This window comes from Streptomyces sp. NPDC016309, assembly GCF_043077235.1.
GTDB lineage: Bacteria > Actinomycetota > Actinomycetes > Streptomycetales > Streptomycetaceae > Streptomyces.
Genome location: NZ_JBIBSG010000007.1, coordinates 213,569 through 232,035 on the forward strand (window position 1 = coordinate 213,569; position 18,467 = coordinate 232,035).

An 18,467-nucleotide genomic window follows, 5' to 3' on the forward strand; every position below is an offset into this window, starting at 1 on the left:
ACACGCGAGGTCCGAGGGCTGGGATGTTCTCGACAGCGAGGGAATCATGAACCGCGGATGACTCACAGCCGTTTTACCCAACTTGACGTGGTTTCCATCCCCTGGGGGGCCTGCCGGTTCACCAGTTCAAGAAGAACCGGGGGTACGGCCTTGCGATATGCCCGGCGCATCGTCAACGCGAGGGTGCCCGGCGGAAGTTCACCGCCGGGCACCCTCCGTGGTCGCGGACCGGCTGCCCCGTGTCAGCTGCCTCCGCCACCACATCCACCGCCGCCCCCGCAGGACGACCCTCCCCCGCACGAGGACGACCCTCCCCCGCAGGACGCCCCGCCCCCGCCTCCGGCCCACCAACTGCCGCCGGCGGAGCTCCCGGAGCGGGAGCGGGAGCGCGGACGGCTGCGCTTCCCGCCGCCACCGCCCGCCGAACAGATCGCGATGAGGAACCCCACCAGGAAGATCAGTCCGGCGGCGATCAGGCCCATCTCCATTCGATCCACCATCCCCCCGTGTCGTACGTGAGAGGGGGATGCCCCCGCGGCCACCCCTCCCAATCCGAATTGAGGAAGTCCAGAGGTTCGGCGCGCCCGGGCGCTCAGCTACAGGAGGAGGACGATCCGCCTCCGCACGACGAGCTCGAACCGCCGCCGCACGACCACCCGCCGGAACACGACGACGAGGAAGACGAGGACGAGGAGGAAGAGGACGACGAGCCCTCCGCCCACCAACTGCCGCCCCGCTTCCGGTCCCCGCCACCGCCCATCGCCACCCGGGTCACCCCCACCACGATCGCGATGAACACTATGAAGAAGAACGCCTCGAAGATCCCTGCCTCGACCATGTCCCCCACCTGCCTTGTCTTCTGATGGTCCGTCCGTGTGGCGGGGAGATCCCCCCGGTGATCACGCCCCAAAGCACACTTGAGGAACTCCAGAGCTTCGCCCCAGGATGGCCGCCATGAAACGACCGCCGCTCAACCGCCGCCTCGCCGAGTTCGGAACGACGATCTTCGCGGAGATGTCCGCGCTCGCCGTGGCCACCGGCTCGGTCAACCTCGGCCAGGGATTCCCCGACACCGACGGCCCCGACCGGATCGCCGAGGCGGCCGTCCGCGCCATCCGGGACGGCCGGGGCAACCAGTACCCGCCCGGCCCGGGCGTGCCCGAACTGCGCACCGCCGTCGCGGACCACCAGCGCGAGCGGTACGGACTGGCCTACGATCCCGACACCGAGGTCCTGGTCACGGCCGGTGCCACCGAGGCGATCGCCGCCGCCCTGCTCGCGCTGGTCGAGCCGGGCGACGAGGTGATCGCACTGGAGCCGTACTACGACTCGTACGCCGCCTGCATCGCCATGGCGGGCGGCACCCGCGTGCCGGTGACCCTGCGCCCCCGGGAGGGCCGGTTCGTCCTCGACCTGGACGAGCTCCGGGCCGCCGTCACCGACCGCACCCGGCTCCTGCTGCTCAACACCCCGCACAACCCCACCGGCACCGTCCTCACCCGCGAGGAGCTGGCCGCCATCGCGGAGCTCGCCGTCGAACGCGACCTGCTCGTGGTCACCGACGAGGTGTACGAGCACCTCGTCTTCGACGGCGCCGTCCACCTGCCCATCGCCACCTTCCCCGGCATGCGCGAGCGCACGGTCACGATTTCGAGCGCCGGCAAGACGTTCTCGTTCACCGGCTGGAAGGTCGGCTGGCTCACCGCCCCGCCCGAGCTGACCACCGCCGTGCGCTCGGCGAAGCAGTACCTGACCTACGTCTCCGCCGGGCCGTTCCAGTACGCGATCGCCGAGGCGCTGCGGCTGCCGGACGACTACTTCACCGCGCTCCGGGAGGACCTGACCGCCAAGCGGGACCTGCTCGCCGGCGGGCTGGAGCGAGCCGGCTTCTCGGTGTTCCGGCCGCAGGGGACGTACTTCCTCACCACCGACATCCGGCCGCTGGGCGAGCACGACGGCATCGCGTTCTGCCGCTCCCTGCCCGGCCGCTGCGGTGTGGTGGCGATCCCCCACGCCGTCTTCTACGACCACCGCGAGCAGGGCGCGCCGTTCGTGCGGTTCGCCTTCTGCAAGCGGACCGAGGTGCTCCAGGACGCGGTGCAGCGACTCGCGGCCCTCTAGGACGCGGTGCAGCGACTCGCGGCCCTCTAGGGAGCGGTGCAGCGACTCGCGGCCCTCTGGGGCGCGGTGCCGGGCGTCGTGAGCCCGGCCTGATCGGCGAGACATTCCCTAGCGCCCGGCGGGCGTGCTGTCACGGCGACACGCGCGGGGGCGGCGGCCCGGCGGCGGGGACCACCCGGGCGGGCTGCCAGAGGTCGCGGCGGGCACGGGCGGCGCCCAGTGTCGGGGTGACCGTCCCCGCGCGCACGGAGGTGCACCCTGTTCGCCGAGACCTTCGCCCACGCGAGAGCCGCCTCGACCGCCCGCCCGGTGCCCCGGTGGCGCGCGGCGCTGTACCGGGCGGCACCGGCACTGGGCCTGTTCGCCGTCGCGCGGCTCACCGGGATGCTGGTGCTGGCGCTGTGGGCGTGGCACATCGGCCGCTCGCCACGGGCCCTGCTGGCCACGTCCTGGGACTCGGACTGGTACCTGGCGATCGCCGCGCAGGGCTACGGCACGACCCTGTACTGGCCGGACGGCACCATCCAGTCGGACCTGGCGTTCTTCCCCCTCTACCCGGTGCTGGTCCGGGCGGTGGGCACGGTGCTGCCGGTGGCCGGCGGGACGGCCGGACTGCTGGTGTCCTGGGCGGCGGCCGGGGCGGCCGCGTGGGGCGTGTACCTGGTCGGCGAGCGGCTGTACGGGCGGGGCGTGGCGACCGTGCTGGTGCTGCTGTGGGGCCTGCTGCCGCACTCGATCGTGCTGTCGATGGCGTACACCGAGCCGCTGCTGACGGCGTTCGCCGCCTGGTCGCTGTACGCGGTGCTCACCGGGCGCTGGCTGTGGGCGGGCGCGCTGGCCGCGCTGGCCGGGGCGGCCCGGCCCAACGGGATCGCGGTGGCGGCGGCGGTGGGCGCGGCGGCGCTGTACGCGGCCTACCGCCTCTTCCGGTGCGAGCGCCGGGCCGACTGGCGGATGTGGGCCGGGGCGGTGATGGCGCCGGCCGGGTGGCTGGGGTACCTGCTGTGGGTGGGCGTGCGCAGGGGCGACCCGCTGGGCGGGTACTTCGCGGTGCAGGCCGGGTGGACGTCCCGGTTCGACTTCGGGGTGGGCACCTACGGTTTCGCCCGCACGGTGCTGACCCGGCCCATGGACCTCGGCTTCACCGGCGCGCTGCTCCTCACCGGCGTGGGCGTGCTGCTGTTCGCGCTGTTCGTGCTGGAGCGCCCGCCGCTGCCGCTGCTGGTGTACACGGCGGTGCTGGTGGTGATCGCGGTGGGCGGGTCCGGGTTCTTCGAGTCCAAGCCGCGGTTCCTGCTGCCGGCGTTCCCGCTGCTGGTGCCGGTGGCCGTCGCGCTGCGCGGAGCCCGGCCCGGGCCGGCGGCCGTGGTGGTCGCCGCCCTGGCCGGGCTGTCGTTCGGCTACGGGGCGTACCTGCTGACGCTCGCCCCGATGGCGCTGTGAGCCGCGCCGCGGCTCAGGCCTCGTCGCCGGGCTTCCCGTCGCCCTCGGAGCCCTCGGTCTCCAGGCCGAACTGCTCGACGAGCCACTTGTCGAACTCGATCGACGCGCGCACCCAGCTCACCGTGGACTGGACGAAGTGCTCCAGGCTGACGCCGGTGCCGATCATCATCTGCGCCTCGCCGATGAGCCGGACGGTGGCGCCGCCCTGCTCGTCCTCGTGGAGGTGCGTGTAGACCTTGGGCCACAGGGTGCGGCGGTTCCAGTCGTCGATCGTCTCCAGGATCTGGGCGCGGTTCTCGACCGGGTGGGGACGGTCGTAGAAGGTCCGCACCGAGAAGACCTGCTGCTCGTCCTCGCCGCGGAACATGAAGTACGTGCGGAACTCCTCCCACGGAGCCGCGAGGTCGCCCTCGTCGTCGATGACGTACTTCAGCTCCATCTGCTCCAGGAGCTGCTTGACGAGGTCCTGGTCCGGGACGACGGGGCCCGCCGGTCCTGCGGCCTGCTGGGGCTCGGGCTGCCCACCGAAATTCGGAATGGAGGCCGGGTCGATGCTCACCGTGAATTTCCCTTCGTACGATTCCTGCCATCCTCCCCCATCCCCGGCCGTGACTGGCAACCCCGGACACGGGCGATCCGCTGCGGGCTGACAGGATCCGCCCATGGCGAGGAGATCGGCGCGGGCCCGGCGGTGGACGTGGATCGGCCTGGCGGTGGTCCTGCTCGGTCTGCCGGGCGGGTGCGTCGTGTGGGGCGCGTACGCGTGGAGCGAGGCGGGCAGGACGCAGGAGGTGGCCTGTTCCGAGGCGCTGGCCTTCGCGCGCGCCACGGTGCCGGAGGGCGCCCGGGACGCCCGCTGCACCGCGGCCCACTGGCAGGACACGTATGTGACGGCCGACTTCCGGGTGCCCCGGGCGGAGGCGGACGGCTGGCTGTCGGCGGCCTACCCGGCGGCGCGGCCGTCGCCGTCCTGCGCGACGGACCGGTGCGTGCACGTGGAGTTCGGGGACGCCGACCTCGCGGCCGTGGACGTGCGGCTGACGTACGAGGACGGGGACACCGCCCTCGTACGTCTGCGGGCCTTCGACCAGTAGGGCCGCCTACCGCGCCGGGCCCACGATCAGGCCGTCCTCGAAGCGGTCCACGCGGACGGTGTCGCCGTCCTGGACCTCGCCGCCGAGGATCTCCTTGGCCAGGCGGTCGCCGATGGCCGTCTGGACCAGGCGGCGCAGCGGGCGGGCGCCGTAGGCCGGGTCGAAGCCCTCCACGGCGAGCCACTCCAGGGCCTCGGGCGTGACGTCCAGGGTGAGGCGGCGCTCGGCGAGGCGCTTGGCCAGCCGCTCGATCTGGAGGCCCGCGATGTGGGCGAGCTGGTCGCGGTCGAGGGCGGAGAAGACGACGATGTCGTCGAGGCGGTTGAGGAACTCGGGCTTGAAGGAGGCCCGGACCACCTCCAGCACCTGTTCCTTCTTCTGCTCCTCCGGGCTCAGCGGGTCCATGAGGAAGTGGCTGCCCAGGTTGGAGGTGAGGATGAGGATGGTGTTGCGGAAGTCGACCGTACGGCCCTGGCCGTCGGTGAGCCGCCCGTCGTCCAGCACCTGGAGCAGGATGTCGAAGACCTCCGGGTGGGCCTTCTCCACCTCGTCGAGCAGGACGACGCTGTACGGGCGGCGGCGCACGGCCTCGGTGAGCTGGCCGCCCTCCTCGTAGCCGACGTAGCCGGGAGGGGCGCCGACGAGCCGGGCGACGCTGTGCTTCTCGCCGTACTCGCTCATGTCGATGCGGACCATGGCCCGCTCGTCGTCGAAGAGGAAATCGGCGAGCGCCTTGGCCAGCTCGGTCTTGCCGACACCGGTGGGGCCGAGGAAGAGGAACGATCCGGTGGGCCGGTCGGGGTCGGAGATCCCGGCGCGGGTGCGGCGGACGGCGTCCGACACGGCCCGCACGGCCTCGGTCTGGCCGATCAGACGCCGGCCGATCTCGTCCTCCATGCGCAGCAGCTTCTGCGTCTCGCCCTCCAGCAGGCGGCCGGCCGGGATGCCGGTCCAGGAGCCCACCACGTCGGCGATGTCGTCGGGGCCGACCTCGTCCTTGACCATGGTGTCCTTCGAGGCCTCCTGCTCCGCCTCGCTGGCGGCCTCCAGCTCCCGCTCCAGCGCCGGGATCTCGCCGTACAGCAGCTTGGAGGCGGTGTCGAAGTCCCCGTCGCGCTGGGCCCGCTCGGCCTGGCCGCGCAGGTCGTCCAGCCGTTCCTTCAGCTCACCGACGCGGTTGAGGCCCTGCTTCTCCTTCTCCCAGCGGGCGGTCAGGCCGCGCAGCTCCTCCTCCTTGTCGGCGAGGTCGCGGCGCAGCTTCTCCAGGCGCTGCACGGAGGCGGGGTCGGACTCGTTCTTCAGCGCCAGTTCCTCCATGCGGAGGCGGTCGACGGCGCGCTGGAGCTCGTCGATCTCCACGGGCGAGGAGTCGATCTCCATCCGCAGCCGGGACGCGGCCTCGTCGACGAGGTCGATGGCCTTGTCGGGCAGGAACCGGGAGGTGATGTACCGGTCGGAGAGGGTGGCGGCGGCGACCAGGGCGGAGTCGGCGATCTGGACCTTGTGGTGGGCCTCGTACCGGCCCTTGAGGCCGCGGAGGATCGCGATGGTGTCCTCGACGGTGGGCTCGGCGACCAGGACCTGCTGGAAGCGGCGCTCCAGGGCGGGGTCCTTCTCGATGCGCTCGCGGTACTCGTCGAGGGTGGTGGCGCCGACCATGCGCAGCTCGCCGCGGGCCAGCATGGGCTTGAGCATGTTGCCCGCGTCCATGGCGGAGTCGCCGCCGGCGCCCGCGCCGACGACGGTGTGCAGCTCGTCGATGAAGGTGATGATCTGGCCGTCGCTGTCCTTGATCTCGGACAGGACGGTCTTCAGGCGCTCCTCGAACTCGCCCCGGTACTTGGCGCCCGCGACCATGGCGCCGAGGTCGAGCGCGACGAGGCGCTTGTTCTTCAGGCTCTCGGGGACGTCGCCCTTGACGATGCGCTGGGCGAGGCCCTCGACGACGGCGGTCTTGCCGACGCCGGGCTCGCCGATGAGCACCGGGTTGTTCTTGGTGCGCCGCGACAGCACCTGGACGACGCGGCGGATCTCCTGGTCCCGGCCGATGACCGGGTCGAGCTTGCCGTCCCGGGCGGCGGCCGTGAAGTCGGTGCCGAACTTCTCCAGGGCCTTGTACTGCCCCTCGGGGTCGGGTGTGGTCACGCGGCGGCCTCCCCTGGCCTTCTCGAAGGCGTCGAGCAGTTTCCTCGCACCGGCGCCCTGACGCTCCAGCACCTCGCCGGCCTGGCCGCCCTTGGCGGCGATGCCGATGAGCAGGTGTTCGGTCGACAGGTATTCGTCGCCCAGCTCGCGGGCGCGCTGCGAGGCGTCGGCGATGACGGCGAGCATGTCACGGTTGGGCTGCGGCGGGGCGACGGTGGAGCCGGTGACGCTGGGCTGGGCGGCGAGCACGCGCTCGGCCCCGGAGCGCACGGCGGCCTGGTCGGCCTCGACCGCGGCGAGCAGGTCGGTGATGTTCTCGTTGTCCTGGCCCTCGAGCAGCGCCAGCAGCAGGTGCGCGGGGGTCAGGTCCGGGTGTCCCTCGGACACGGCGCGGCTGGTGGCGGCGTTGAGCGCATCCCGGCTCTTGTTGGTCAGCTCGGCGTCCACGGGCGGTCTCTCCTCCTCGGTGCTGCGGTTCCGTCGACCATGACTCGTCCAACGTACGTAAAGTTGAGTCTATTCCACTCAAGATGGTGAGGGACAGCCGCCCCCGGTAGGTTCGCGGGCATGGCCATCGACCCCCGTCATCCCGGCGCTTCGTATCTGGACTTCTGGCGCGAGTACCACATGTGCACCTTGACCACGCCCCGGCCGGACGGCACGCCGCACGTCGTCGCGGTGGGCGTGACGTACGACCCCGAGGGCGGCGAGAAGGGCATCGCCCGGGTGATCACCAACAAGCACAGCCGCAAGGTCGCCAACGTGCTGGCCGCGGGCCCGGACGGCGCGCGGGTGGCGGTGTGCCAGGTCGACAAGGGGCGCTGGGCGACCCTGGAGGGCGTCGCGAGGATCCGTACGGAACCGGAGGCGGTGGCCGACGCGGTGGAGCGGTACGCGGCCCGCTACGGCCGCACGCCCACGCCGAACCCTGACCGGGTCGTCATCGAGATCGCCCTGACGCGGGCGATGGGGCGGGCCTGACGCCCGCGCGGGGGGTCCTGACCGTACGCGTGCGTACGCGGACAGCACAGCGGCGCCATCGTGTTCAGGTCCACGATGGCGCCGCTGTGTGGGGGAAGCACCTGAGCGATTTACAACGACGGGGGAACCGCTCAGGCGCTGCGGGGGGTGGCGGTGGTGGTCTCCGGCTCGACGAGCTGGTGGTCACGCTGGTCGAGGTTGACGAAAATCATTCCGTACCTGATGGCGCACCGGACGGGCTGCGGTGCTCCGCGGGGCCGTCGGAGGCATCGGTACGCTCGGATGTCCTCGTCCTCTCCGCGCGTGATGACGATCGGCTCTCCGAAGAGGGTGACCATCAACGAATCGCCACTGTGCGGCACAGCCGTGACGAGGTCGATGAAATGCCACCCGGACCGGTAGGCGGATGCCATCTCGCGCCGGAAACGCGAGTCGTCGGGAACGTTCATGCGCGGACGAGGGTCCAGCCGGGGTCGGTCGCCGAACGGCCCGCCGACGCGGGCGCGGCGGTCCATCCGGGGTCGGTCGTCGCCGGGCCCGACCTGACGGGTACGGCGGTCCACGAGGGGTCGTGCACGGTCCGGCCCGACGCGGCGGGCGCCGCGGTCCAGCCGGGGTCCTGCGTCGTGATACCGGTGCCGGGAGCCGCCAGCGAGTCCTGACCCTCGGCCGCCCCCAGAACCCCTACCGCGCCGGCAGCGATGAACGCACTGGCAACCACTGCGCGTATGAGTCTCTTCGTCATCACCGAGCAACCTCACTTGAAGGCAACGTCTCTTTCCAACCCCCGCGGCTACGACGATTGCTCACTCTCCACGCTTCCACCACCTACGACAGGCATCATGTTCCTGAGATGCAGGAGCCTGGGGGTGTACAGATGAGCGTAAAACCAGACAAGCCTGGCCACCCCCATTCCCACACGGAGCTGTGCGAGGAGGGGTCCGAGCTCTACGCCAACGCCTTGCGCAGCGGACGAATACCCCGGTCAGAGGCGGATGAGGTGCCGTGTCTCCTCGACCTCGCGCTCCTCCACCCGGACCCGGACGACGCCCAGTGGCTCCGTCCCGTCCCGCCCTCCTCCGCGCTGGCCCAACTGCTCCAGCCCATCGAGCGCGAGATCCTGGAGCGTAGACGTCTGACGGTCGAACTGTCCGACGCGTTCGAGCCATTCATGGCGATCAGCGCCCAGAACGCCCCCACCACGCACGCGATCACCGTGCTGGAGGGCCTGAGCCGGATCAACGCGACACTGGACCGGGTGGTGGCCGGCTGCGAGAAGGAACTGCTGACCGTCCAGCCCGGCGGCGGCCGCCCCGCCCACGGACTGAGCGAGGCCCTGCGCCGGGTGCGGCCCCTGCTCGGCCGGGGCATCCGGATGCGCACGCTCTACCAGCACACGGCCCGGCACACCGAACTCACCCTGACGTACCTGGAACACGTGGGCCCCGAGGTGCAGGTGCGCACCCTGGAACAGATCATCGACCGGCTCATCATCGTCGACCGGGAGGTCGCCTTCGTCCCCGCGCGCAGCGACCGCCAGGTCGCCCTGGAGCTACGCCACCCCGGCCTGGTCGCCTACCTCGCCGGTGTCTTCGACCAGTTCTGGCAGCTCGCCGTGCCGATCAACGAGGAGATCCCGTACGACCTGAAGTCCGACGGCATCAGCGGCGTCCAGCGCTCCATCGCCAAGCTCCTCGTCGAGGGCCACGTCGACGAGGCCATCGCCCGCCGCCTCGGCATGAACGTACGGACCTGCCGTGCCCACATCGCCAAGCTCGCCGCCGTCCTCGGCAGCGGCAGCCGCGCCCAACTGGGCTACCTGATCGCCCAGTCCGGCATCCTGGAGCAGGACCACTGACCATGCTCGACCATTCCCCCGCCACGCCGGACGTGGACCTCCGGCCCGCCGCCGGGACCCTGGACGTCACCGGCCCGGGCCTCCCCCACGTACGCCTGGTCCGCGCCCCCGGCACGGAACCCGACCCGCACGTCCCCCTCGGCTCCCGCGACCCGGCCCTGCTGACGCTCACCGTCGACGGCCGGCCCGCCCGGATCGCGCCCGCCAAGGGACGGCTGTCCCGCCACTCCTACCGCGTCGACGCCACCGTCGGCGACGTCCGCTACCGGCTCGTGCCCTGCTCGTACGGGGAGAGCCGGCTGCTGCGCGGCGGCCGCCGGCTGGGCGAGCTGGAGTCCTCCGGCGACGGCACGGTCACCGCCGCGTGGAACGACGACGCCAAGCCCCTGGCCCAGGACGTCGCCGTGGGCACGGCCCTGGCGGCCGCCTTCGGGACGGGCGCGCAGCCGCTGTGGCAGACCACGCTGGACGTGGTGGCCGAGCTGATCACCTAGGGCGCGTCCCGGCCGGGTCGTCGTACGGCTTCCAGGGCGTGACCTCGACGGCGCCGGTGTTGCCCAGGTCCAGCGGGCCGCCGTCGGCCGGGGCCACCGTCTGGGCCGGTACGCCGGGGGCGGGGGTCACGCGGACGTACGCCCCGTTCGTCGCCACCACGTCCGTACGGGTCACCGTGTTGCGCCAGACCACCGAGGCGCTCGCCCGGGCGCCGGGCGCGAGGACGAACGCCGAGGGCTTCGCGCCGGCGTCGACGTGCGACCCGCGCCGGACGGTGACGTCCAACGCCCGGCGGTCCTCCCCGAGGACGTCGAGGGCCGGGTACCCGCTCACCTCGAACGGCCGCGTACCGCAGTTGACCAGCAGCAGGCCCATCGCCCGCAACCCCGACGCGGCCTCCGTCATGCCCGTCCCGACCCGCACTCCCGAAGCGGGACAGTCCGCGTCCGGCGCCCCGGGCCCGTCCGGCGCCCCCCGCGGCGGTACGGGAGCCGCCGTCCCGGGATCCGGGCGCGCGGTGATCCGCTCCGGCAGCGGCGCGTCACCGGTCCCGTCGTCGCAGCCCGCCGCGAGCGCGGCCACGGCCACCACCAGCACCGCACCGGCGCGCAGCCGGCCGGGCGAGGCCCCCCACGTCGTACGCATCCCGGGATCATCGCACGCGCCCACGACGGCGAAAGGCCCCCTCCGCCGGAACGGAAGGGGCCTGGCAAGGGTGTCAGGCGCGCTCGCCGCGCTTCTTGGGCGGGCGCCACACCACCAGCGCGCTCGCCTGCTGCACGTCCTGGTACGGCACCAGGTCGCGCCGGTACGAGGCGTGGACCTGGGCCTCGCGCTGGCGCATCGCCGCCGCCGCGCCCTCGACGGCCGCCGACAGCTCGGCCACCCGGGACTGGAGCGCGGCGACCTGGTTCTCCAGCTCGATGATCCGCTTGATGCCGGCCAGGTTGATGCCCTCGTCCTGCGACAACTGCTGTACCTGCCGCAGCAGTTCGATGTCCCGGGCCGAGTACCGCCGGCCCCGCCCGGCCGTACGGTCCGGCGAGACCAGACCCAGCCGGTCGTACTGGCGCAGGGTCTGCGGGTGCAGTCCGCTGAGCTGGGCCGCCACCGAGATGACGTACACCGGTGTCTCGTCGGTCAGCTCGTACGGATTGCGACGGCGTCCGTCCATCTCAAGCCCCCTTCGCGGCCTGGAACAGCTCGGCCCGCGGGTCCTCACCCGCCGTGGCCTCCCGGTACGTTTCGAGTGCCTCGCGCGCCTTGTCGCCCAGGTCCTTCGGCACGGCCACCTCGACGGTGACGAGCAGGTCCCCGCGGGTGCCGTCCTTGCGGACCGCTCCCTTGCCACGGGCGCGCATGGTCCGGCCGTTGGGCGTCCCCGCCGGGATCTTCAGCGTGACCGCGGGCCCGCCGAGGGTGGGCACCCTGATCTCGCCACCGAGGGCCGCCTCGTCGAACGAGACGGGCACCGTGACGGTCAGGTTGTCGCCCTTGCGGCCGAAGACCGGGTGGGTGGCCACGTGCACCACCACGTACAGGTCACCGGCCGGGCCGCCCCGCTCGCCGGGCGCGCCCTTGCCGCGCAGCCGGATGCGCTGCCCGTCGGACACGCCCGCGGGGATGCGGACCTGCATGGTGCGGGAGGACTTGGCGCGGCCGCTGCCGTGGCAGACGTCGCACGGGTCCTGGGCGATGAGCCCGCGGCCCTTGCAGTCCACGCACGGGTCGGTCAGCGAGAAGGAGCCGCTGCCGCCCCGCGAGACCTGCCCGGTGCCGACGCAGGTGGGGCACACGCGCGGTGTGCCGTTCTTGTCGCCGGTTCCCGAACACGCCTTGCAGGGCTGCTGGCTGGACATCCGCAGCGGGACCGTCGCCCCGTCGACCGCCTCGGTGAAGCTGAGCGTCACCTCGGACTCGACGTCCTGTCCCCGGCGCGGCTGGGTGCGCGTGCCCGCGCCGCCGCCCGCGCCCCGGTTGAACAGGCCGCCGAAGACGTCCCCGAGGCCGCCGCCGCCGAAGCCGCCGGCACCGCCCGCCCCGCCCTGGGCGCCCCCGAAGAGGTCGCCCAGGTCGAAGTTGAACGTTCCGCCTGCTCCGCCGCCCGGGCCGGCACGGAAGCCACCGTTGCCGAACAGGGCGCGGGCGTCGTCGTACTCCTTGCGCTTCTTGGGGTCACCGAGGATGTCGTTCGCCTCGGAGATCTCCTTGAAGCGCGCCTCCGCGCCCGCGTCACCCTTGTTGGCGTCCGGGTGGAACTCGCGGGCGAGCTTCCGGTACGCCTTCTTGATCTCGGCCTCGGTGGCGTCCTTGGGGACGCCGAGAACCTTGTAGTAGTCCTTCTCCACGAAGTCCTTCGTGCTCATCGACGTCCCTCCTTCCGGTCACCGGTCACTTCCCGGTCGACGGTCGACGCGTCAGCCCTCCTCGGGGCCACCGCTCTCCTCGTCGGCCGCCTTCTGCTCCTCCTTCGGCGCCTGCGCCGACGGGGCCGGCGCGGCCCCCGGCTGGGGCTCGGCCACCGCGACACGGGCGGGCCGGATGGTCCGCTCGCCGATGCGGTACCCGGGCTGAAGGATCGCCACGCAGGTCGTCTCGGTGACGTCCGGCGCGTACGAGTGCATCAGCGCCTCGTGGATCGTCGGGTCGAAGGGCTCGCCCTCCTTGCCGAACTGCTGGAGGCCCATCTTGGCGGCGACCGTCTCCAGCGATTCGGCCACCGACTTGAAGCCGCCCACCAGCTCGCCGTGCTCGCGGGCGCGGCCGATGTCGTCGAGCACCGGCAGGAGCTCGGTCAGGAGGCTCGCGACGGCGATCTCCTTGACGGTGACCCGGTCGCGCTCGACCCGGCGGCGGTAGTTCTGGTACTCGGCCTGGAGCCGCTGGAGGTCCGCGGTGCGCTCGCCGAGCGCGGTGCGGGCCTGGTCCAGCTGGGCCGTCAGGCCGGCGACGGTTGCGGTCGCGTCCCCTGCCGGGGCCGCCGGGCCCTCCTCCGCGTTCGCGGAAGGAGTGGCACCGGCGGTCTCGGCGGCGTCGTCAGGCGCGGCGCCGGAGGGGACGTCGGGCTTCTCCTCGAAGCCCGGGGTCTCCTCCGTCATGCGGCCCCCTTCGGCTTCTCGTCGTCGACGATCTCGGCGTCGACGACGTCGTCGTCGGCGGCGGCACCCTGGGCGGCACCCGGGGCCTCACCGGCACCGGCGGCGCCGCCCGCGGCCTGGGCGTCCGCGTACATGGCCTGGCCGAGCTTCTGGGAGACGGCCGCGACCTTCTCGGTGGCGGTGCGGATCTCCGCGGTGTCCTCGCCCTTCAGCTTCTCCTTGAGCTCGTTCACCGCCGTCTCGACCTCGGTCTTGACGTCGCCCGGGACCTTGTCCTCGTTGTCCTTGAGGAACTTCTCCGTCTGGTAGACGAGCTGCTCGCCCTGGTTGCGGCTCTCGGCGGCCTCGCGGCGCTTGTGGTCCTCCTCCGCGTACCGCTCGGCCTCCTCACGCATCCGGTCGACCTCGTCCTTCGGCAGCGAGGAGCCGCCGGTGACGGTCATCTTCTGCTCCTTGCCCGTGCCGAGGTCCTTCGCGGTCACGTGCATGATGCCGTTGGCGTCGATGTCGAAGGCGACCTCGATCTGCGGGACGCCGCGCGGGGCCGGCGGGAGGCCGGTCAGCTCGAACATGCCGAGCTTCTTGTTGTACGCCGCGATCTCGCGCTCGCCCTGGTAGACCTGGATCTGCACCGACGGCTGGTTGTCCTCGGCCGTCGTGAAGATCTCGGACCGCTTGGTCGGGATCGTGGTGTTGCGCTCGATCAGCTTGGTCATGATGCCGCCCTTGGTCTCGATACCGAGGGACAGCGGGGTCACGTCGAGGAGCAGGACGTCCTTGACCTCACCCTTGAGGACACCGGCCTGGAGCACGGCGCCGATGGCGACGACCTCGTCCGGGTTGACGCCCTTGTTGGCCTCGCGGCCACCGGTCAGCTCCTTGACGAGCTCGGCGACGGCCGGCATGCGGGTGGAACCACCGACGAGGACGACGTGGTCGATCTCGGAGAGCTGGATGCCCGCGTCCTTGATGACGTTGTGGAACGGCGTCTTGCAGCGCTCCAGCAGGTCGGCGGTGAGCTGCTGGAACTGGGCGCGCGTGAGCTTCTCGTCCAGGTGCAGCGGGCCCTCGGCGGACGCCGTGATGTAGGGCAGGTTGATCGAGGTCTCGGTGGACGAGGACAGCTCGATCTTGGCCTTCTCGGCGGCCTCGCGGAGGCGCTGGAGGGCCATCTTGTCCTTGGACAGGTCCACACCGTGACCGGACTGGAACTGCTTGACCAGGTAGTCGACGACGCGCTGGTCCCAGTCGTCACCACCGAGGTGGTTGTCACCGTTGGTGGCCTTCACCTCGACGACGCCGTCGCCGATCTCCAGCAGCGAGACGTCGAAGGTGCCGCCACCGAGGTCGAAGACCAGGATGGTCTGGTCGTCCTTGTCCAGGCCGTACGCGAGGGCGGCGGCCGTCGGCTCGTTGACGATGCGCAGGACGTTGAGGCCCGCGATCTCACCGGCCTCCTTGGTGGCCTGGCGCTCGGAGTCGTTGAAGTACGCCGGGACGGTGATCACCGCGTCGGTGACCTTCTCGCCCAGGTACGCCTCGGCGTCACGCTTCAGCTTCTGCAGGATGAAGGCGCTGATCTGCTGCGGGTTGAAGTTCTTCCCGTCCAGCTCGATCTTCCAGTCGGTGCCCATGTGGCGCTTGACCGACCGGATGGTCCTGTCGACGTTCGTGACCGCCTGGCGCTTGGCCACCTCGCCGACGAGCACCTCGCCGTTCTTCGCGAAGGCGACGACGGACGGCGTGGTCCTGGCGCCCTCGGCGTTGGTGATGACGGTGGGCTCGCCGCCTTCCAGAACGCTGACGACGGAGTTAGTCGTGCCCAGGTCGATGCCGACCGCACGTGCCATTTTCGATTCCTCCAGCTGACTTGAGTGGAACAGGCTCAAGGATGCACGACAGCCGGATCGGAGTCAACAGACTTGAGCCGTGGGGGCTCAACTTCTTGGCGGCGCTTGCGGCAGGGCGGTCGTCCGGCCCTGCGGCCACGACCCGCCGCCTACCCCGAACCACTACCACCTCACACACAACCGTGCGATCGTTCAAACAACGAATTAAAAGCCGCATTCACGGCGATTAGCCGCAAAGTCGTCAGGTGTGTGTCCCATGCGCTCCATGCACCCCTCACCGCGCGTCCCCCGCCTCCCCGAGGAGCCCGCCGGGCCGCCCGGTTGCGCCTCCCCCGGGCCCTGCGACCCGCCGCGCGCCGGGACACCGGCGCGGCTCGGCGACCCCAAGCGGGTCCTCGACCTGGTGCTGGCTACAGCCCTGCTCGCCCTGGCGGCCCCACTGCTCCTGGCGGGGGCCGTCGCCGCCGCGCTGGGCCGGCCGGCCGGCGGGGTGCTCGTACGCGAGACGAGGACCGGCCTCGACGGCCGCCCGTTCACCCTCCGGTATCTACCCGTCCGCCGGTTCCGCCTGGACGTGCTGTCGCGCCTGCCCCATGTCGTCCGGGGCGAGATGTCCCTGGTGGGCCCGGCCCCCCTCCCGCCCGGCGCCCCCGCCGCCCGCGCCCCCTGGCGCCGGAGCGTCAGACCGGGACTGACCGGCCTGGCCCAGGTGCGGCGCGGCTCCGCGCTGCCGTGGGACGAGCCGCTGCTGCTCGACCAGCACTACGTCGAGAACCAGTGGATCGGGCTGGACATCGCCCTGCTGCTGCGCTCGTTGCGGACCGTGCCCGGTCAGGCTCACCTGAGCGACGCAGATCACCGCCTGCGCGGCTACAGTGCGGCGGAATAACTGGGTACGCTCAGCACGGACTGAATAAGTTACCGCTTAGTAGTACCCACGCTCACGCCCACCCTCGCAGGCCCGAGGAGCCTCCATGCAACTCGCCGCGATCATTGTGTCGCTGACCCTGACCGTGGTCGGCGTTGCGCTGCTCGCCCGCGCCATCGGCCAGTTCGTCCGCTACTTCAAGCTGGGACAGCCCGTCCCGGCCGGCACCCGGACCGACAACCCCTACCAGCGCAGCGTCACTCTGGTCAGGGAGTTCCTCGGCCACACGCGGATGAACCGCTGGGGCATCGTCGGCTTCGCCCACTGGTTCGTGGCGGTCGGCTTCCTGACGCTGCCGCCGACGATCATCACCGCGTACGGCCAGCTCTTCCAGGCCGACTGGACGCTGCCGCTGATCGGCGGCTTCCTGCCGTACGAGCTCTACATCGAGTTCATCGGCGCGATGACCACCCTCGGCATCGCCACGCTGATCGTCATCCGCCTGCTGAACCTGCCGTCGCGCCCGGGCCGCAAGTCCCGGTTCGCCGGCTCGAAGATGGGCCAGGCGTACTTCGTCGAGTACGTCATCCTCACCATCGGCCTGGCGATCTACGTGCTGCGCGCACTCGAGGGCGCCCTGCACCACGTCGACCACTACGAGGCCGCGTACTTCGCCTCGTACCCCCTGGTCCTGGCGGTGAAGGGGCTGAGCGTCGGCGCGCTCCAGAACCTGGTGTACCTGTTCGCCATGATCAAGCTGAGCACCACCATGATCTGGATGATCACGGTGTCGCTCAACATCAACATGGGCGTCGCCTGGCACCGCTTCCTGGCCTTCCCGAACATCTGGTTCAAGCGGAACGCCACGGGCGAGACCGCGCTCGGCGCGCTCCAGCCGATGACGTCCGGCGGCAAGGCGATCGACTTCGAGGACCCGGGCGACGACGACGTGTACGGCGTCTCCCAGGTCGAGCACTTCTCCTGGAAGGGCATCCTCGACTTCTCCACCTGCACCGAGTGCGGCCGCTGCCAGTCGCAGTGCCCCGCCTGGAACACCGGCAAGCCGCTGTCGCCGAAGCTGCTGATCATGTCGCTGCGCGACCACGCGCACGCCAAGGCGCCGTACCTGCTCGCCGGCGGCGGCAAGACGATGGAGGGCGACGAGAAGGCCTCCGAGGAGCAGCTCAAGGACGTCCCGGCGGCCGCGCTGGCCGAGGCCGAGCGCCCGCTGATCGGCACGCTGGAGGAGAACGGCGTCATCGACCCGGACGTGCTGTGGTCCTGCACCACCTGCGGCGCGTGCGTGGAGCAGTGCCCGGTCGACATCGAGCACATCGACCACATCGTCGACATGCGCCGCTACCAGGTGATGATCGAGTCCGCGTTCCCGTCCGAGGCGGGCACGATGCTCAAGAACCTGGAGAAGAAGGGCAACCCCTGGGGCCTGGCGAAGAAGCAGCGCGTCGAGTGGACCAAGGAGGTCGACTTCGAGGTCCCGATCGTCGGCAAGGACGTCGAGGACCTCACCGAGGTCGACTACCTGTACTGGGTCGGCTGCGCGGGGGCCCTGGAGGACCGGGCCAAGAAGACGACGAAGGCCTTCGCCGAGCTGCTCCACATCGCGGGCGTGAAGTTCGCGATCATGGGCGGCGAGGAGAAGTGCACCGGTGACTCGCCGCGCCGCCTGGGCAACGAGCCGCTGTTCCAGCAGCTCGGCCAGGAGAACGTGGCCATGCTGAACATGGCGTTCGGCGAGGACGACGAGGACGAGTCGACCAAGAAGCCGAAGTCGGCCAAGAAGATCGTCGCGACCTGCCCGCACTGCTTCAACACGATCGCGAACGAGTACCCGCAGCTCGGCGGCGAGTTCGAGGTCATCCACCACACGCAGCTTCTCCAGCACCTCATCGACGAGGGCAAGCTGCTCCCGGTCACGCCGGTCGACGGTTTGATCACCTACCACGACCCGTGCTACCTGGGCCGCCACAACAAGGTCTACACGCCGCCGCGCGAGATCATGTCGGCCGTCCCGGGCCTGCGTCAGCAGGAGATGCACCGCCACAAGGAGCGGGGCTTCTGCTGCGGCGCCGGTGGCGCGCGGATGTGGATGGAGGAGCGGATCGGCAAGCGCATCAACAACGAGCGCGTGGACGAGGCCCTGTCCCTCAACCCGGACATCGTCTCCACCGCCTGCCCCTTCTGCCTCGTGATGCTCACGGACTCCGTGAACGGCAAGAAGAACGACGGCAAGGCCAAGGAGAGCCTCCAGGTCGTCGACGTGGCCCAGCTCCTGCTGGACTCCGTCAAGACGCCCGCGCAGGAGACGCCGGCGGAGGACGCGGACACCGAGCCGGAGCCGGTGAAGTAGTTCCCGTACGACACCGGAAGCGGGGGGGGGGGGGCGCGGGGGGGGGGGGGGGGGGGCCGGCGGCGGGGGGGGGGGGGGGCCCGCCCGGCACTCAAAGACCGCCCCCGCCCCCACCGCCCCCCCCCCCGCCCCCCAACCCCCGGCCC

18 protein-coding genes are annotated in these 18,467 nt (G+C 71.4%); 9 read left to right on the forward strand and 9 right to left on the reverse strand.

The genetic code is table 11. From position 1 onward, the window contains the following. Positions 1 to 557 precede the first annotated feature (557 nt). The 3 genes from ACF068_RS19585 to ACF068_RS19595 all read left to right on the forward strand — a co-directional run bounded on the left by ACF068_RS19585 (position 558) and on the right by ACF068_RS19595 (position 3,564). The gene (locus ACF068_RS19585; protein ID WP_392275506.1) at positions 558 to 863 is read left to right on the forward strand and encodes a hypothetical protein; all 306 of its coding nucleotides are present in this window, start codon (positions 558 to 560) and stop codon (positions 861 to 863) included. A gap of 91 nt (positions 864 to 954) precedes the next feature. After that, complete coding sequence (locus ACF068_RS19590; RefSeq protein ID WP_392275507.1) at positions 955 to 2,121, forward strand: pyridoxal phosphate-dependent aminotransferase; 1,167 nt, start codon at positions 955 to 957, stop codon at positions 2,119 to 2,121. A gap of 309 nt (positions 2,122 to 2,430) precedes the next feature. After that, positions 2,431 to 3,564 carry a hypothetical protein gene (locus ACF068_RS19595; RefSeq protein ID WP_392275508.1) on the forward strand — a complete coding sequence of 378 codons (1,134 nt, stop codon included), beginning with the start codon at positions 2,431 to 2,433 and terminating at the stop codon, positions 3,562 to 3,564. Positions 3,565 to 3,577: 13 nt separating this feature from the next. On the opposite strand, the gene ACF068_RS19600 is transcribed toward ACF068_RS19595, so the two are convergent. Continuing rightward, positions 3,578 to 4,123, reverse strand: a complete 546-nt coding sequence (locus ACF068_RS19600) for a YbjN domain-containing protein (protein WP_392275509.1) — start codon at positions 4,121 to 4,123, stop codon at positions 3,578 to 3,580. A 103-nt stretch (positions 4,124 to 4,226) separates the two neighbouring features. Here ACF068_RS19600 and ACF068_RS19605 point away from each other — a divergent pair, with 103 nt between their 5' ends. Further along, complete coding sequence (locus ACF068_RS19605) at positions 4,227 to 4,658, forward strand: hypothetical protein (RefSeq protein WP_392275510.1); 432 nt, start codon at positions 4,227 to 4,229, stop codon at positions 4,656 to 4,658. 6 nt (positions 4,659 to 4,664) lie between these two features. Here the strand turns inward: ACF068_RS19605 and clpB are convergent, their stop codons facing one another. Next, on the reverse strand, positions 4,665 to 7,250 hold the full coding sequence (gene clpB / locus ACF068_RS19610; protein ID WP_392275511.1) for an ATP-dependent chaperone ClpB: 2,586 nt from the start codon (positions 7,248 to 7,250) through the stop codon (positions 4,665 to 4,667). Between the two features lie 120 nt (positions 7,251 to 7,370). Between clpB and ACF068_RS19615 the strand changes: the two genes are divergently transcribed. Beyond that, positions 7,371 to 7,784, forward strand: a complete 414-nt coding sequence (locus tag ACF068_RS19615) for a pyridoxamine 5'-phosphate oxidase family protein (protein ID WP_392275512.1) — start codon at positions 7,371 to 7,373, stop codon at positions 7,782 to 7,784. 131 nt (positions 7,785 to 7,915) lie between these two features. On the opposite strand, the gene ACF068_RS19620 is transcribed toward ACF068_RS19615, so the two are convergent. After that, positions 7,916 to 8,233: a hypothetical protein gene (locus tag ACF068_RS19620; protein WP_064067217.1), complete on the reverse strand. Its 318-nt coding sequence runs from the start codon at positions 8,231 to 8,233 to the stop codon at positions 7,916 to 7,918. Then, the gene (locus ACF068_RS19625; RefSeq protein WP_392275513.1) at positions 8,230 to 8,529 is read right to left on the reverse strand and encodes a hypothetical protein; all 300 of its coding nucleotides are present in this window, start codon (positions 8,527 to 8,529) and stop codon (positions 8,230 to 8,232) included. Before ACF068_RS19625 ends, ACF068_RS19620 begins: the two co-directional genes overlap by 4 nt. 132 nt (positions 8,530 to 8,661) lie before the next feature. Here ACF068_RS19625 and ACF068_RS19630 point away from each other — a divergent pair, with 132 nt between their 5' ends. Together ACF068_RS19630 and ACF068_RS19635 are read left to right on the forward strand one after the other, a co-directional pair. Next, the gene (locus ACF068_RS19630) at positions 8,662 to 9,642 is read left to right on the forward strand and encodes a helix-turn-helix transcriptional regulator (RefSeq protein WP_392275514.1); all 981 of its coding nucleotides are present in this window, start codon (positions 8,662 to 8,664) and stop codon (positions 9,640 to 9,642) included. Between the two features lie 2 nt (positions 9,643 to 9,644). Continuing rightward, positions 9,645 to 10,136 (forward strand): hypothetical protein, encoded by a 492-nt coding sequence (locus tag ACF068_RS19635; protein ID WP_392275515.1) that lies wholly within the window; start codon positions 9,645 to 9,647, stop codon positions 10,134 to 10,136. Here ACF068_RS19635 and ACF068_RS19640 read toward each other — a convergent pair. The 5 genes from ACF068_RS19640 to dnaK form a co-directional block, all read right to left on the reverse strand. After that, positions 10,129 to 10,782, reverse strand: a complete 654-nt coding sequence (locus ACF068_RS19640) for a DUF4232 domain-containing protein (RefSeq protein ID WP_392275516.1) — start codon at positions 10,780 to 10,782, stop codon at positions 10,129 to 10,131. The two genes, ACF068_RS19635 and ACF068_RS19640, sit on opposite strands and share 8 nt — an antisense overlap. A 73-nt stretch (positions 10,783 to 10,855) precedes the next feature. Then, the gene (locus tag ACF068_RS19645) at positions 10,856 to 11,311 is read right to left on the reverse strand and encodes a heat shock protein transcriptional repressor HspR (RefSeq protein ID WP_392275517.1); all 456 of its coding nucleotides are present in this window, start codon (positions 11,309 to 11,311) and stop codon (positions 10,856 to 10,858) included. Between the two features lies 1 nt (position 11,312). After that, complete coding sequence (gene dnaJ, locus ACF068_RS19650; RefSeq protein WP_392275518.1) at positions 11,313 to 12,503, reverse strand: molecular chaperone DnaJ; 1,191 nt, start codon at positions 12,501 to 12,503, stop codon at positions 11,313 to 11,315. A gap of 51 nt (positions 12,504 to 12,554) precedes the next feature. Then, positions 12,555 to 13,235 carry a nucleotide exchange factor GrpE gene (grpE, locus tag ACF068_RS19655; RefSeq protein WP_392275519.1) on the reverse strand — a complete coding sequence of 227 codons (681 nt, stop codon included), beginning with the start codon at positions 13,233 to 13,235 and terminating at the stop codon, positions 12,555 to 12,557. Beyond that, positions 13,232 to 15,085 (reverse strand): molecular chaperone DnaK, encoded by a 1,854-nt coding sequence (dnaK, locus tag ACF068_RS19660; RefSeq protein WP_392275520.1) that lies wholly within the window; start codon positions 15,083 to 15,085, stop codon positions 13,232 to 13,234. The genes grpE and dnaK overlap by 4 nt, the downstream gene beginning before the upstream one ends. A 256-nt stretch (positions 15,086 to 15,341) precedes the next feature. On the opposite strand from dnaK, the gene ACF068_RS19665 reads away from it, so the two are divergent. Both ACF068_RS19665 and ACF068_RS19670 read left to right on the forward strand, forming a co-directional pair. After that, a complete protein-coding gene (locus ACF068_RS19665; protein ID WP_392275521.1) occupies positions 15,342 to 15,974 on the forward strand; it encodes a sugar transferase in 633 nt (210 codons plus the stop codon). Positions 15,975 to 16,059: 85 nt separating this feature from the next. Continuing rightward, a complete protein-coding gene (locus tag ACF068_RS19670; protein ID WP_392275522.1) occupies positions 16,060 to 18,321 on the forward strand; it encodes a (Fe-S)-binding protein in 2,262 nt (753 codons plus the stop codon). The last annotated feature ends 146 nt before the right edge of the window (positions 18,322 to 18,467 follow it).

Bases quoted from the DNA above. Each gene is read 5' to 3' on its own strand.
- ACF068_RS19670 (WP_392275522.1), top strand. From the start codon at position 16,060: ATGCAACTCGCCGCGATCATTGTGTCGCTGACCCTGACCGTGGTCGGC.
- dnaJ (WP_392275518.1), bottom strand. From the start codon at position 12,503: ATGAGCACGAAGGACTTCGTGGAGAAGGACTACTACAAGGTTCTCGGC.
- ACF068_RS19630 (WP_392275514.1), top strand. From the start codon at position 8,662: ATGAGCGTAAAACCAGACAAGCCTGGCCACCCCCATTCCCACACGGAG.
- dnaK (WP_392275520.1), bottom strand. From the start codon at position 15,085: ATGGCACGTGCGGTCGGCATCGACCTGGGCACGACTAACTCCGTCGTC.
- ACF068_RS19640 (WP_392275516.1), bottom strand. From the start codon at position 10,782: ATGCGTACGACGTGGGGGGCCTCGCCCGGCCGGCTGCGCGCCGGTGCG.
- ACF068_RS19620 (WP_064067217.1), bottom strand. From the start codon at position 8,233: ATGAACGTTCCCGACGACTCGCGTTTCCGGCGCGAGATGGCATCCGCC.
- ACF068_RS19635 (WP_392275515.1), top strand. From the start codon at position 9,645: ATGCTCGACCATTCCCCCGCCACGCCGGACGTGGACCTCCGGCCCGCC.
- ACF068_RS19590 (WP_392275507.1), top strand. From the start codon at position 955: ATGAAACGACCGCCGCTCAACCGCCGCCTCGCCGAGTTCGGAACGACG.
- ACF068_RS19645 (WP_392275517.1), bottom strand. From the start codon at position 11,311: ATGGACGGACGCCGTCGCAATCCGTACGAGCTGACCGACGAGACACCG.
- ACF068_RS19615 (WP_392275512.1), top strand. From the start codon at position 7,371: ATGGCCATCGACCCCCGTCATCCCGGCGCTTCGTATCTGGACTTCTGG.
- ACF068_RS19665 (WP_392275521.1), top strand. From the start codon at position 15,342: ATGCGCTCCATGCACCCCTCACCGCGCGTCCCCCGCCTCCCCGAGGAG.
- grpE (WP_392275519.1), bottom strand. From the start codon at position 13,235: ATGACGGAGGAGACCCCGGGCTTCGAGGAGAAGCCCGACGTCCCCTCC.
- ACF068_RS19625 (WP_392275513.1), bottom strand. From the start codon at position 8,529: ATGACGAAGAGACTCATACGCGCAGTGGTTGCCAGTGCGTTCATCGCT.
- ACF068_RS19605 (WP_392275510.1), top strand. From the start codon at position 4,227: ATGGCGAGGAGATCGGCGCGGGCCCGGCGGTGGACGTGGATCGGCCTG.